The sequence below is a fragment of the Bengtsoniella intestinalis genome (genome assembly GCF_039719005.1).
Classification (GTDB): Bacteria; Bacillota; Clostridia; order Oscillospirales; family Oscillospiraceae; genus Oscillibacter; species Oscillibacter intestinalis.
The window spans coordinates 603292-616210 of sequence record NZ_CP133584.1 but is presented as its reverse complement, the minus strand read 5'-3'; the positions used below and the strand labels follow the sequence as shown (position 1 = coordinate 616210).

Annotated in this window: 10 protein-coding genes; 8 read left to right on the top strand and 2 right to left on the bottom strand. The window is 48.0% G+C overall.

Annotated features, from left to right (window positions below):
* Positions 1-9 precede the first annotated feature (9 nt).
* Complete coding sequence (locus tag RFF05_RS03105) at positions 10-1353, bottom strand: histidine kinase (RefSeq protein WP_409968970.1); 1344 nt, start codon at positions 1351-1353, stop codon at positions 10-12.
* Between the two features lie 488 nt (positions 1354-1841).
* Between RFF05_RS03105 and RFF05_RS03100 the strand changes: the two genes are divergently transcribed.
* The 8 genes from RFF05_RS03100 (at position 1842) to trpA (ending at position 11519) form a co-directional block, all read left to right on the top strand.
* Positions 1842-4682, top strand: coding sequence for an EAL domain-containing protein (locus RFF05_RS03100; RefSeq protein ID WP_409968969.1), 2841 nt, complete (start codon positions 1842-1844; stop codon positions 4680-4682).
* Positions 4683-5096: 414 nt separating this feature from the next.
* Entirely contained in the window at positions 5097-6572 is a 1476-nt protein-coding gene (trpE, locus tag RFF05_RS03095; RefSeq protein WP_409968968.1) for an anthranilate synthase component I, read from the top strand.
* Positions 6569-7147 carry an anthranilate synthase component II gene (locus tag RFF05_RS03090; protein ID WP_409968967.1) on the top strand — a complete coding sequence of 193 codons (579 nt, stop codon included), beginning with the start codon at positions 6569-6571 and terminating at the stop codon, positions 7145-7147. The genes trpE and RFF05_RS03090 overlap by 4 nt, the downstream gene beginning before the upstream one ends.
* Positions 7140-8153 carry an anthranilate phosphoribosyltransferase gene (trpD, locus tag RFF05_RS03085; protein ID WP_409968966.1) on the top strand — a complete coding sequence of 338 codons (1014 nt, stop codon included), beginning with the start codon at positions 7140-7142 and terminating at the stop codon, positions 8151-8153. Before RFF05_RS03090 ends, trpD begins: the two co-directional genes overlap by 8 nt.
* Before the next feature lies 1 nt (position 8154).
* Positions 8155-8970, top strand: coding sequence for an indole-3-glycerol phosphate synthase TrpC (trpC, locus tag RFF05_RS03080; RefSeq protein ID WP_409968965.1), 816 nt, complete (start codon positions 8155-8157; stop codon positions 8968-8970).
* Positions 8967-9566 (top strand): phosphoribosylanthranilate isomerase, encoded by a 600-nt coding sequence (locus RFF05_RS03075; RefSeq protein ID WP_409968964.1) that lies wholly within the window; start codon positions 8967-8969, stop codon positions 9564-9566. Before trpC ends, RFF05_RS03075 begins: the two co-directional genes overlap by 4 nt.
* Positions 9563-10750 (top strand): tryptophan synthase subunit beta, encoded by a 1188-nt coding sequence (gene trpB, locus RFF05_RS03070; RefSeq protein WP_409968963.1) that lies wholly within the window; start codon positions 9563-9565, stop codon positions 10748-10750. The genes RFF05_RS03075 and trpB overlap by 4 nt, the downstream gene beginning before the upstream one ends.
* A complete protein-coding gene (gene trpA, locus RFF05_RS03065; RefSeq protein ID WP_409968962.1) occupies positions 10743-11519 on the top strand; it encodes a tryptophan synthase subunit alpha in 777 nt (258 codons plus the stop codon). Before trpB ends, trpA begins: the two co-directional genes overlap by 8 nt.
* Positions 11520-11747: 228 nt before the next feature.
* On the opposite strand, the gene RFF05_RS03060 is transcribed toward trpA, so the two are convergent.
* The gene (locus RFF05_RS03060; RefSeq protein ID WP_409968961.1) at positions 11748-12851 is read right to left on the bottom strand and encodes a YeiH family protein; all 1104 of its coding nucleotides are present in this window, start codon (positions 12849-12851) and stop codon (positions 11748-11750) included.
* Between the last annotated feature and the right edge of the window lie 68 nt (positions 12852-12919).

Below are 12919 nucleotides of genomic sequence, written 5' to 3'. Positions count from 1 at the left end.
CCCCCCCTTTTAAGATGCGATGGGAACTTCGATTACCACGACAGTTCCTTCGCCTTGTTTGCTTTCAAAGCTGACAGTGCCATTGGCCATCAGCGCCACACGTTTGGTTAAGTTTCTAATGCCGATGGAGCTGGTGGTCTCCAAAATTGTTGGGTCGAAGCCCACGCCATTGTCAGCGATGCGGATTTGCGCCATATTGCCAGTTTTTGTTGTGGAAATACTCATTTTCCCATGGGAGCCAGTTTTGCGAAGCCCGTGCAAGACGGCGTTTTCCACAAGGGGTTGTAGGCACAGTGGTGGAATGTTGAAGTCGGTGTATGCCAAGTCGAAATCATAGGTGAAACTATCTGGGAAGCGCATTTTTTCGATGGCCAGAGAGCTTTTCACCAAGGACAGCTCTTGCTCAAAGGGGATGTTTTGTCCCTCGTTGATTAAGTACATATACGAGCGCATAAACGAGGCAAAGGTCAAGATGGCCTTGTCCGCCTTAGAGGCATCTTGCTTGCACAGTGCGCTGATGGTGTTGAGGGTGTTGAAGAAGAAGTGGGCCTTGATTTGATAGACCAACTTGGTGTTCTCTTCCCCTGCGTCATCCTCTTTGTTTTGAGAGGAAGCCATGGGAATGGTCTCATCCACATGGACGAAATCGCCCATGATTTCCTTGGGCGAACCATCTTCGTTGCGGCTGACCACATAGTTGACCATATACTTGAGAATGTTACCAGCTGGGGTGAAGCAACGGAAGGCATCTTCTGGTGGCTCACCTTTGTACATTCTGTCAATCATGCGGCGGTAGGAGGGCAAATCCTCTTCCAAAATATTGCCGCCATCCAGCACAGGCTGGGGGAAGTTTTCCATCACAGGGGGCAACTGGAATTCCTCACGAATGGGGCCGAAAAACTCCATCCGCTTGGTGGCTACGTTGAGATAGAATGGGTAGGAGAAGGAGGCCTCAGCCATGGCATCATAGCGTTGGTTGCGGTAGGTCATCTCCTCAAGGGCGCGGGCACTGCGGGTGAAAACCAAGAAGACAGTGGCGCGTGTTTCGTCAGAATAGGCGATACGCACATCAAAATAGATTTCTTCCTTTTGCAGCGTTTTCACCTTGACGTGCTCCAATACCATGACACCATCGCGGCGCACTTGTTCCCGTACTTTTTCGCGCAATGCCTCTGGTTGCATATCTGAAATTAGCTGTTCGTAACAGTGATTCACAGAACAGCCCTCGGTGATATGCAATAGTTTTTTACAATTGCTATTCACATGAAGGACTTTGTCGCTGGTCACATCCATAACGACCACGGCGTCGGGAATTAATTCCATAAAATTTAAAAACTTCTTTGACTTTTCCATGTAAACACTCCTCACATCTTTTAGGCATATAAGTATTTAGCGGTGATTGGTCTTCATGTTTTGCCGAGGATAAGTGTATTCAGTCTTAATCTTAGTATATAACTTAATAGAAAATAATTCAATACCATTTTTCCGATTTTACGGATAATTTGTGCGTTAAATTGGAAAAATTTACAAAATACATCATATGAAGCCATTTTAAAGGGAAGTTGTAACCCGTTTTATGCAGAGCGAATGACGAAATATGGAGCCATCTTGTTGGGAAAATAAAAGCTATAAGAAGAAGTGAGGTTTAACAGTATTTGTTCTAACGTTACACACTAAAGAGTGGTGGTGTTTTTGTATATATTTCTTGTAACTTTTTTTGGGAATTTCTATTGCATAAATATGATATTGTGTTAAAATAGTGGTGATAGAAAAAATTATTTATTAAAGAGGGGCAATCCCTTGTGAGCTCCAAGAGTTTGTTTGGAAAAGGGAGTTTTTGTATGAAAAAATTATTGGGTATCACAATTGTGGTTTTGTTGGTGTTTTCATGTCTAGGCGGGGTTGTGAGTGCCACAGAACAGCCCCAAGAAATTAAAGTGGGTTATGTGTCCAATTACGGCACTGTCAAGGCTGCGTTTTCTCAGGGGTCAGAGGGCTATGGCTACGAGTACATGACGAACCTTCTGGGTTATATGGATGGCGCATACACCCTTACCTTTGTAGACTGCACCAGCTTTCAAGACTGCTTAAACAAACTAGACAGCGGCGAAATTGATATCATAGGCCCCACCATGCAATATGAGGGTCTGGACTATATTTACAGTGCCAATGATTTTGGTAGCTGCACCATCATGCTGGCTACCTTGGATACCGATATAGAGAATGTCTCTTTTGAAGGTGCCACCATCGCTGTGCCAGATTATTATATGGATTATACCTGCTTAACGGAATTTCTGGAAACAGAGGGCTTCGACGCAGAGATTGTGAAAATCCCCAGTTCTAATCTCAACATCACCATAGGGATGCAAAACATTGATTTTGTGTATATGACCTCCATTCAAAGCCATTCGGGGCTCACCGTGGTGACAGGCCTTGATAGCCAGCCGCTATATTTGATGGCGACTGCTGACAACCAAGATTTAATGGATGAAATTGACCGTGCCCGTGAAGCGTTGGAAGTGGCAGAGCCTTACTTCCAATCCCAGCTGACCTTGGAATACGGCTCCTATAACTTTGCAAACAATGCCTATATTGCTGACACCAGCCTTGCACTGGTACAAGAAAAAGACACCTACCGTGTGGGTATCCGCAACTTCTACTCCCCCTTGATTCGTGAAGATGAGGATGGAGAGCTAGAAGGGGTGGCCTTTGTCCTTCTGGATATGCTCAGCGAAGAAGCTGGGGTGGACTTTGAATATGTGCTGATAGAGAACGATGCCACCCAAGCCGACTATGACAGCGTAGATTTTATGATTTCAGCCACCAATTCCACTGCTGAATTTGGCTTCCCCACTGTCAGTAGCCCCTATTTAGATTTGCCCTTTGTTCTTTTGGAGCATCAAGACAGTGTGAGCGAAGAAGGAGAAAATCAACGCATTGGTGTTGCCAGCTATTATCGCACCGACTCTCTCATGGTGGATGACACCCTCTACGGCAGAGAGGTTGTGAAGTATACTACGGTACAGGAACTGCAACAGGCCTTTGACGCAGGAGACATCGACTGTATGCTCATCACCGTGGTCTCTCTCAACATGATTCGAGATGACTTTGAAACACAGGAGTATATAGCCACTGTTGTGGATGACACCTTACAGCTATGTCTGGCTTTTTCCGAAAATATGACCACGACAGAGATGACGGTATTCAACAAGCTGATTTCCATCATGGATCAAGCGACCCTAGAAGCCGCCACCTTAGAATATGCCATCACCAACCAAGAGATTACCTTTGGAGAGCTACTCGCTAGTAATCCGTGGATCGCAATCAATGGGGTGGGTGTGTTGTTTTTGGCTGTTTTTGTCACCGTTGTTTTCTTTTTTGTAAAGCAACGTAAAGCCGTCACCGCCATGATGAATGTGGACGATGTGACTGGCATTATGACCGAGCATAAATTCATAGAAGAAGCGCGGCGGATTTTGCAAGAGAACCCAACCAGAGACTATCGCTTGGCTACCTTCGATGTGGATAGTTTTAAATACGTCAATGAAATTTACGGCTATGAAACAGGCACTGTTTTACTAAAACTTATTGGCGAACAAATGAGTAAGCGCATTGACGAGGAAATCATTGTGGCCCGAGGCGCGGCAGACCGCTTCATGACGTTGGCACCGATGATTGATTCGGAGACGGCGATTCAACTGGTGCAAGAAGATATGGAAAATGTGCATGCTGCTTTGCAAGAGGTGATTGGGAAGGCCTATAAGCTGTATTTTAGCATTGGTGTTTATGAAATTCATAACCGAGACTATGACATCACCATCATGCTAGACTATGCCAATTCAGCGCGTCAGCAAGGCAAGCTACGGGCGGGGAACTCGGTGAGCGTGTTCACCCCACAAATGCAACAAGAGATTAACAACAACAACCATTTCACCAGTATCATGGAAGAAGCGCTGAAAAACGAAGAGTTTGTGTTGCATTTTCAACCCAAGGTACTTCTCAGCACAGAGGAAATGGCTGGGGCAGAGGTGCTCATTCGTTGGCAAAGAGCCGATGAGTGTCTGCCACCCTATCATTTTATCCCCTTGTTTGAAAAGAATGGCTTTATTGAAGAAATGGACTATTATGTCCTTACCAAAACGTGCGTATTTTTGCAGAACTATCAATCCATTGTCAAAGGTCGCATTTCTGTGAACCTATCTGGCGTGACCATATTGCAAGAAAAAGTGGTGGAAAATATTGTTGCCATCGTGGCCAAGTATGAAATTTCCCCTGCGCAATTGGATTTGGAAATCACGGAAACTGCTTTCGTAGACACTAGCGATGTGCTAGAAAAGATACAACAATTGCGTAGCCACGGATTTACCATCTCTATGGATGACTTTGGCGCGGGGGTTTCATCGTTGAACCGCTTGAAAAATATCCATGTGGATACGCTGAAAATCGACCGTGAATTCATCATCGATGCCATTGAAAATCCCCGTGGGAACAAAATCTTGCAACGGGTGATTGAAATGGCCAATGACTTGCAGTTGGAAACAGTGGCAGAAGGCATTGAAACCATTGAACAAGGCACATTGTTGAAAAATTTAGGTTGCCAAATTGGGCAAGGGTATTATTATGCCCGTCCCATGAGCAAACAACAGTTTATTACTTACTGCCAAGACCAACACCCTAGCTAAGGCTAGGGTGTCGGTCAGCGGATGTAAAATCCTTGAAAACCCTATTGACAAATGGGACGTGAAGGTATATACTTACAGTAACAATTTAATAAGCCAAACCGTTGAAGCGGAGATAACAGCTATTATGCTTGTACAGAGAACTGGGGATGATGAGAGCCCAGTCAAACACAGATAGCATGGGGTGCACAAGCACGCCTGAAATGGACCGTTGAGGGCGCAGTCAAAGGTTGCCACACTGGGCGCTGAGTATTCTGCGACGTGAAGACATACGTCAGTTGTCAGGGGCTTGTTAGAGTCTCGCAAAGCGCACAGTCTATGGCTGTGAATCAAGGTGGCACCGTGGAAGTTATTTCACCCTTGACAGTACAAATTTGTATTGTCAAGGGCTTTTTTATTGCCCAAAAGGAGGACACAATGGTATATCCAACATTAGAACAAGTGGAAGAAATCGTCAAAATCACACCCTGTAAACGAATTCCCATCAAACGGGAATTGGTGGCCGATACAGTGACACCTATCACCGTGCTTCGGAAATTGCAAAATATTTCTGGGCATTGTTTCATGTTTGAAAGTGCAGAGGATAACCGCCAATGGGGGCGCTATACCTTCATCGGCTTTGACCCAAGCGTGGAAGTCACGGCCATCTCTGGTGTGGTGCAAATCAAAACTGATGCCACCACCCAAACCTTTATCGACAAGCCTGCCACAGTGATTCGTGGCATTATCGAGGAAAATAAAGCCCCCATTTTAGAAGGGTTCCCCCCGTTTTCGGGTGGTCTGGTAGGCTATTTTTCCTATGATTATATTAAATATGCCGAGCCCACTTTAAAGCTAGATGCCAAAGATGAAAACCATTTCAAAGACATGGACTTGATGCTCTTTGACAAGCTCATCGCCTTTGACCACTATAATCAGACGGTGATTTTAATCGCCAACATCAAAACCGATTACTTGGCACGCAACTATGCCAAGGCAGAGCTAGATTTGAAGCAAATGGCAGACATCGTCCGTGACGGCGCCTTGGCACCCAACCCACCCTTACAGCTAAAAAGCGAATTCCGTGCCCTGTTTGACCAAGCTGGCTATTGCAACATGGTGGAAAAAGCCAAGCATTATATTCACGAGGGTGACATATTCCAAGTGGTGCTCTCTAACCGCATGGAAGCCGACATGGAAGGGAGTCTGCTGGACACCTATCGCCTGTTGCGACGGACAAATCCCTCCCCTTATATGTTCTATTTTTCCAGCGAAGATGTGGAGATTGTGGGGGCCAGTCCAGAAACATTGGTGAAGCTGCAAGACGGAAAACTCCATACCTTCCCACTGGCTGGCACCAAGCCCAGAGGCGCCACCCAAGAAGAGGACGAGGCCTTGGAACGGGACTTACTATCCGATGAAAAAGAGCGTGCCGAGCACAATATGCTGGTAGACTTGGGGCGCAACGACATTGGTCGCATCAGCAAAATCGGCAGTGTCAGTGTGGATAAGTATATGTCCATCGAGCGGTTTTCCCACGTGATGCACATTGGCTCCACCGTCAGCGGTGACATTGCCGACGGCAAAGATGCACTGGATGCCATCGACTCTATTTTGCCAGCTGGTACCCTCTCTGGTGCGCCCAAATTGCGCGCCTGCCAGATTATCAATGCGCTAGAGGACAACAAGCGTGGTATTTACGGCGGTGCCATTGGTTACATCGATTTCACAGGCAACATGGACACTTGCATTGCCATTCGCTTGGCCTTTTCTAAAAACGGGAAAGTGTTTGTCCGTTCTGGTGCTGGCATCGTGGCTGACAGCGTGGCAGAAAGTGAGTACAACGAGTGCATCAACAAGGCCAAGGTTGTGGTGCAATCTCTGGAACAAGCACAAGGAGGCATCGATTTATGATTTTACTCATCGACAATTACGATAGCTTTTCTTATAATTTATACCAACTCATCGGTAGTATTGAGCCTGATATTAAGGTTATTCGCAACGATGAATTGACCGTGGCGCAGGTGGCAGAGCTACAGCCCAAAGCCATTTTTCTATCCCCTGGCCCCGGTCGGCCTGAAGATGCTGGCATTTGCCAACAGGTGGCAAAGGAACTGGGGGCATCCATTCCCATTTTCGGTGTTTGTTTAGGCCACCAAGCCATTTGCCAAGCCTATGGTGGCACCGTGTCCTATGCCAAAACCTTAATGCACGGCAAAACCTCCATCGCCACATTGGATACCCAAAACCCCCTGTTCCGTGGCATGGAGAAAACCATGCAAATTGGGCGCTATCATTCCTTGTCTGCCGTGGCAGACACCTTGCCTGATTGCCTGCAAGTCATCGCCGCTACTGACGATGGGGAAGTGATGGCAATTGCCCATACCCAATACCCTGTCTACAGCGTACAATTTCACCCAGAATCGGTGTTGACACCAGAAGGGTTCAGCATTATCAACAATTTTTTGAAGGAGATTTGTCATGATTGAACAAGCTATCATTGCCTTGAGCCAACATCAAGATTTGCCCTATGACACCGCCAAAGAAGTGATGAACCAGATTATGAGCGGTCAAACCAGCGATGTGCAAATCAGCGCTTACATCACTGCCCTTGCCATCAAAGGGGAAACCATCGACGAAATCACCGCCTCAGCTGCCTCTATGCGTGAGCACTGTGTGCGTTTGCTCCACGACCAAGCGGTGTTGGAAATCGTAGGCACTGGGGGCGACCAGTCTAACTCCTTCAATATTTCCACCACCGCCTCTTTGGTCATCGCTGCAGGTGGCATTCCTGTGGCCAAGCACGGCAACCGTGCTTCCTCCAGCCGTTCTGGTTCTGCCGATGTGCTAGAAGCCTTGGGGGTGAACATTCAAATTTCCCCAGAGCAAAGCAAGGCCTTGTTAGATGACATTGGCATCTGCTTCCTCTTTGCCCAGAAGTATCATCAAGCCATGAAATACGTGGCGGCGGTGCGAAAAGAGCTGAAATTCCGCACGATTTTCAATATTTTAGGCCCACTTTCCAATCCTGCTGGTGCCACCATGCAGGTGATGGGTGTCTACGATGAAAAACTGGTAGAACCCCTTGCCAAGGTGCTGTGCAACTTGAATGTGAACCGTGCGCTGGTGGTCTATGGGCAAGAAAAATTAGACGAAATCTCCATGAGTTGCCCCACCACCGTCTGCGAAGTGAAAGACGGCTATTACCGTTCCTATGAAATCACACCAGAACAGTTTGGCTATACCCGTTGCGATAAAGATGCGCTGGTGGGTGGCACACCAACAGAAAATGCCGCCATTACAATGAGCATTTTGAAGGGTGAACAAGGCAGTTGCCGCGATGCTGTGTGCCTCAATGCTGGGGCTGGGCTGTACATCGGTGGCAAGGCGGACACCTTGGAAGCTGGCGTGCGTTTGGCAGAGCAGATGATTGATTCTGGTAAGGCATTGGAGAAGCTACAGCAGTTTGTAGCGCAGTCTAACAAGGAGGGCTAAGATGCTCAACGACAATGGCAAAATAATCGATACCAATCGTGATATTTTAGCAGAAATTGCAGAGAAAACACGGCTGCGTGTGGCAAAGGATATGGAAACTGTCACCTTTGAGGAGGTGAAGGCCAAGGCATTGGCGTTGCCAAAAGGGGTGTTTGTCTTTGAAAAAGCGTTGCAAACCAAGGAGATGTCCTTCATTTGTGAGGTGAAAAAAGCATCGCCTTCTAAGGGGCTCATCGCCCCAGAGTTCCCCTATTTGCAAATTGCCAAAGACTATGAGGCCGCTGGCGCCAGCGCCATTTCCTGCCTGACAGAGCCAGAATATTTTATGGGCAGTGACCGTTATTTGACGGAAATTGTGGCGGCCGTATCCATTCCTGTGCTCCGCAAAGATTTTTTCGTGGACCCATACATGGTGTATCAAGCCAAGGTGCTAGGCGCCAGTGCAGTGCTGTTAATTTGCGCCATTTTAAGTGACGAAGAACTGACAGAATACTTTTCCATTGCCAATCACTTGGGTATGAGTGCCATTTTTGAAGCCCATGATGAAGCTGAAGTCCGTCGTGCAGTGGCCTGCGGTGCCCGTATCATTGGAGTGAATAACCGCAATCTGAAAACCTTTGCATTGGATTTGCAAAATAGCATCGACCTGCGGAATTTGGTGGAAGATGATATTGTGTTTATCTCTGAAAGTGGCATCAAAACACGAGCAGATATTGTCTGTTTGGAACAGCATAAAATCAGCGCCGTTCTCATCGGAGAAACGCTGATGCGTGAAGCAGATAAAAAACGAGCATTAGGAGAATTAAAAGGCATATGACCAAGATTAAAATTTGTGGCCTTTCTCGATTGTCAGATGTGGACAGGGCCAATGGGTTGGCGGTGGAGTATGTGGGCTTTGTGTTCGCCGAAAGCCGTCGCCAAGTGACACCGCCACAAGCGGAAGCCTTGAAAGCAAGGCTCAGCTCTGATATCCAATCTGTGGGTGTGTTTGTCAACGACGGCATACAGAAGATTGAATGGCTGGTGAACCAGCACGTTATTGATGTGGCGCAACTCCACGGGCAAGAAGACGAGGCCTACATCCAAGAGTTGAAAAAACTCTGCCCAAACACCCCCATTTGGAAGGCCGTCACCGTGGAAAACGGGGTGGATTTCACCCAGTGGGACAGCGTCGACTGCTTCGTGCTAGACAATGGCGCTGGTGGCACAGGAGAGCGGTTTGACTGGTCACTACTGCCAACGCTGCAGATCACCAAACCCTATTTCTTGGCTGGTGGCTTAACTCCAGAAAATGTAGAACAGGCGCTGACCTTTGCCCCTTATGGGGTGGATGTGTCAGGTGGTGTGGAGACAGATGGCAATAAAGATGGCAACAAAATGAAACTTTTTGTATCGAAAGTGAGAGGAATATGACAATAAAAGGACGCTTTGGAGTCCACGGCGGTCAATATATCCCAGAGACGCTGATGAACACCATTTTGGAGCTGGAAACAGCCTATGATCATTATAAAAATGACCCTCAGTTCAATCAAGAGCTGGCGGAGTTGTTCAATGAATATGCAGGCAGACCCTCTCGTTTATACGAGGCAAAGCGGATGACTGCCGATTTGGGTGGGGCAAAAATCTACTTAAAGCGCGAAGATTTGAACCACACTGGTGCCCATAAAATCAACAACGTGCTGGGGCAGGTGCTGCTGGCAAAAAAGATGGGCAAAACCCGTGTCATCGCGGAAACTGGGGCAGGTCAACACGGTGTGGCCACCGCCACTGCTGCCGCGTTGATGGACATGGAATGTGAGATTTTCATGGGCAAGGAAGACACCGAGCGTCAAGCCCTGAACGTGTATCGTATGCGCCTTCTGGGTGCGAAAGTGAATCCTGTTACCTCTGGCACTGCCACGCTGAAAGACGCAGTGTCTGAGACTATGCGTGAGTGGACAAAGCGCATGGTGGACACCCACTACGTGCTGGGCTCTGTCATGGGCCCCCATCCATTCCCCACCATGGTGCGTGATTTCCAAGCGGTGATTTCCAAGGAAATCAAAGAGCAAATCCTTCAAAAAGAAGGGCGTTTGCCTGATGCGGTGCTGGCCTGTGTGGGTGGTGGCTCCAATGCCATCGGCGCATTTTACCACTTTATTGAAGACGAAAGCGTTGCGCTTATTGGCTGTGAAGCCGCAGGTCGTGGTGCGGATACCCCTGAAACTGCCGCTACCATCGCCACGGGTTCCTTGGGAATATTCCATGGCATGAAGTCTTATTTCTGCCAAGACGAATACGGTCAAATTGCCCCTGTGTATTCCATTTCCGCAGGTTTGGATTACCCCGGCATTGGCCCTGAGCACGCCCATCTCCACGACATTGGTCGGGCACAATACGTGTCGATTACCGATGAGGAATCAGTGGTGGCCTTTGAGTATCTTTCTCGCATGGAAGGGATTATCCCTGCCATCGAAAGTGCCCATGCGGTGGCCTATGCCATGAAATTGGCTCCCACCATGGGCAAGGATCAAATCATTGTCATCAACGTGTCTGGTCGTGGCGACAAAGACTGTGCCGCCATCGCCCGGTATAGAGGGGAGGATATTCATGAGTGAGAAAAACATAATTGCAGAAGCCTTTGTAAAGGGGAAAGCCTTTATCCCCTTTGTCACTTGTGGTGACCCCAATTTGGACGTGACCGAGCAGTTGATTTGCGCCATGGCTGACGTTGGGGCGGATTTAATTGAGCTTGGCATCCCATTTTCTGACCCCACTGCCGAAGGTCCTGTGATTCAAGCCGCCAATGAGCGTGCCTTGGCAACAGGGGTCACCACCGACAAGGTTTTCGACATGGTGGCACGGGTGCAAGGGAAGATTTCCATTCCCTTGGTGTTTATGACCTACGCCAATGTGCTCTTTTCCTACGGTCTTGACCGCTTTTGTAAGCGTGCAGCCCAAGTGGGGATTGCTGGCGTGATTTTACCTGACGTGCCTTATGAAGAAAAGGCAGAGTTTGAAACTGTTTGCAATGAATATGGTCTAGAGTTAGTGTCGTTGATTGCCCCAAACTCTAGTGACCGTGTTGCCATGATTGCAAAAGAGGCCAAAGGGTTTGTCTACTGCGTGTCCTCTCTGGGGGTCACAGGGGAGCGGAGTAGTTTTGAGCAAAATCTTGCCGATATGATTGCTACCATCCGTGACAATACCACCACACCTTGCGCCATTGGCTTTGGGATTTCTACGCCAGAGCAGGCCAAGGCCATGGCTGGTATTTCCGACGGTGCTATCGTGGGCTCTGCCATTGTCAAGCTCTGTGCCCAGCATGGGGCAGACTGTGTGCCCTACATTGCAGAGTATGTAAAAGCCATGAAACAGGCACTGTAAAGGGCGTAAACTATAAAAGTGTAAAATGATGCTACAATCTTTGTAGGGGAGCCCATTGGGCTCCCGGCGGTTTTGGCTTTAAAATTACAAAAAAAGTCAGGCGAATTCGTAAAATTTTACGAATTCGCCTGACTTTTTGCGTGCAATTAGCATTTGCTGCGCGGGAGGCTAATAGCCTCCCCTACAAGGATTAAGCATTTTGAGGGAACACTAGATGAGTTTATAATCTTACACCAAACCCATACACCATTCTACGGTGATGGCTACGATGACCACCAGTGCGGAGATGATGAAGCCGTGAACCATGGGGGCAATGCCAGATTTTTTCATGTCTTTGAAGCTGGTGTTCATGCCGATGGCCGCCAGAGCTGCCACCATCAAAAACTTACTTAAAGACTTGGCGCCAGCAGATACCGCCACTGGGATGATGCCTGTGCTGTTCACCAAAGACAGGGCGATGAATGCCACAATAAACCAAGGGAATAGGCTCCAAATATCGGTTTTTTCAGTGATAGATTCTTTCTGGGCAGGGTTGATTTGTTCAGTTTGGCTCACTTCGTATGGCAAGCCTTTTTCCTTTACAGCGTCGATGGCGCTGTGGAGATTGGCGGATTCTTTGGCTTTGACACGGATGTTGATGTACGCGAAGACCAATACAGTGGGAATGATGGACAGGGTGCGGGTCAGCTTCACCATGGTGGCAAAATCACCAGCGGCTTCGCTAAAAGCATACCCAGCCGCCACCACGCTAGAGGTATCGTTGACAGCGGTACCAGCCCACAAACCATAGGCCATGTCGCTGAGTCCCAATGCGTTGCCCATGAAGGGGAAGGCCAAAATCATGGCCATGTCAAAAAGGAAGGTTGCCGACATGGCATAGGCGATGTGGCTGTCTTCCGCGTCAATGACAGGGGCGATGGCGGCAATGGCAGAGCCACCACAAATGCCAGTACCAGCGGAAATTAGATTGGAAATTTTCCAGTCTAGCCCCAGTGCTTTGCCGATGAAATAACCACCGCCAAAGCAGGTCAGTAAGGTGAAGACCATCACCGTGAGAGACAGGCGACCCACCGTCAAAATGGTGCCGATGCTCAAAGATGCACCCAGCAAAATGATGGCGAATTTAAGGATTTTCTTAGAGGTGAACTTGAGCCCTTTATCGATGGTGGTGGGGTGCCAGAAATGGTTGATGACCATTCCTAAAAATAGGGCGATGACCGACCCACCGATAAGGTGGATGGGCATGAGCTCTTCTAAAAATTGTGCCACAAAGGCGATGGCCAGTGCCAGCGCCACACCGGGCAAAAGGGCAATGTATTTGTTGTGCGTCATGGGTGAATGTCTCCTTCAATTTCTTTCTTGCCTTTACTATACCACAGGTGTATAATAAAATAAAATAA

Bases quoted from the DNA above. Each gene is read 5' to 3' on its own strand.
- RFF05_RS03075 (WP_409968964.1), top strand. From the start codon at position 8,967: ATGACCAAGATTAAAATTTGTGGCCTTTCTCGATTGTCAGATGTGGAC.
- RFF05_RS03100 (WP_409968969.1), top strand. From the start codon at position 1,842: ATGAAAAAATTATTGGGTATCACAATTGTGGTTTTGTTGGTGTTTTCA.
- trpC (WP_409968965.1), top strand. From the start codon at position 8,155: ATGCTCAACGACAATGGCAAAATAATCGATACCAATCGTGATATTTTA.
- RFF05_RS03090 (WP_409968967.1), top strand. From the start codon at position 6,569: ATGATTTTACTCATCGACAATTACGATAGCTTTTCTTATAATTTATAC.
- trpB (WP_409968963.1), top strand. From the start codon at position 9,563: ATGACAATAAAAGGACGCTTTGGAGTCCACGGCGGTCAATATATCCCA.
- RFF05_RS03060 (WP_409968961.1), bottom strand. From the start codon at position 12,851: ATGACGCACAACAAATACATTGCCCTTTTGCCCGGTGTGGCGCTGGCA.
- RFF05_RS03105 (WP_409968970.1), bottom strand. From the start codon at position 1,353: ATGGAAAAGTCAAAGAAGTTTTTAAATTTTATGGAATTAATTCCCGAC.
- trpA (WP_409968962.1), top strand. From the start codon at position 10,743: ATGAGTGAGAAAAACATAATTGCAGAAGCCTTTGTAAAGGGGAAAGCC.
- trpE (WP_409968968.1), top strand. From the start codon at position 5,097: ATGGTATATCCAACATTAGAACAAGTGGAAGAAATCGTCAAAATCACA.
- trpD (WP_409968966.1), top strand. From the start codon at position 7,140: ATGATTGAACAAGCTATCATTGCCTTGAGCCAACATCAAGATTTGCCC.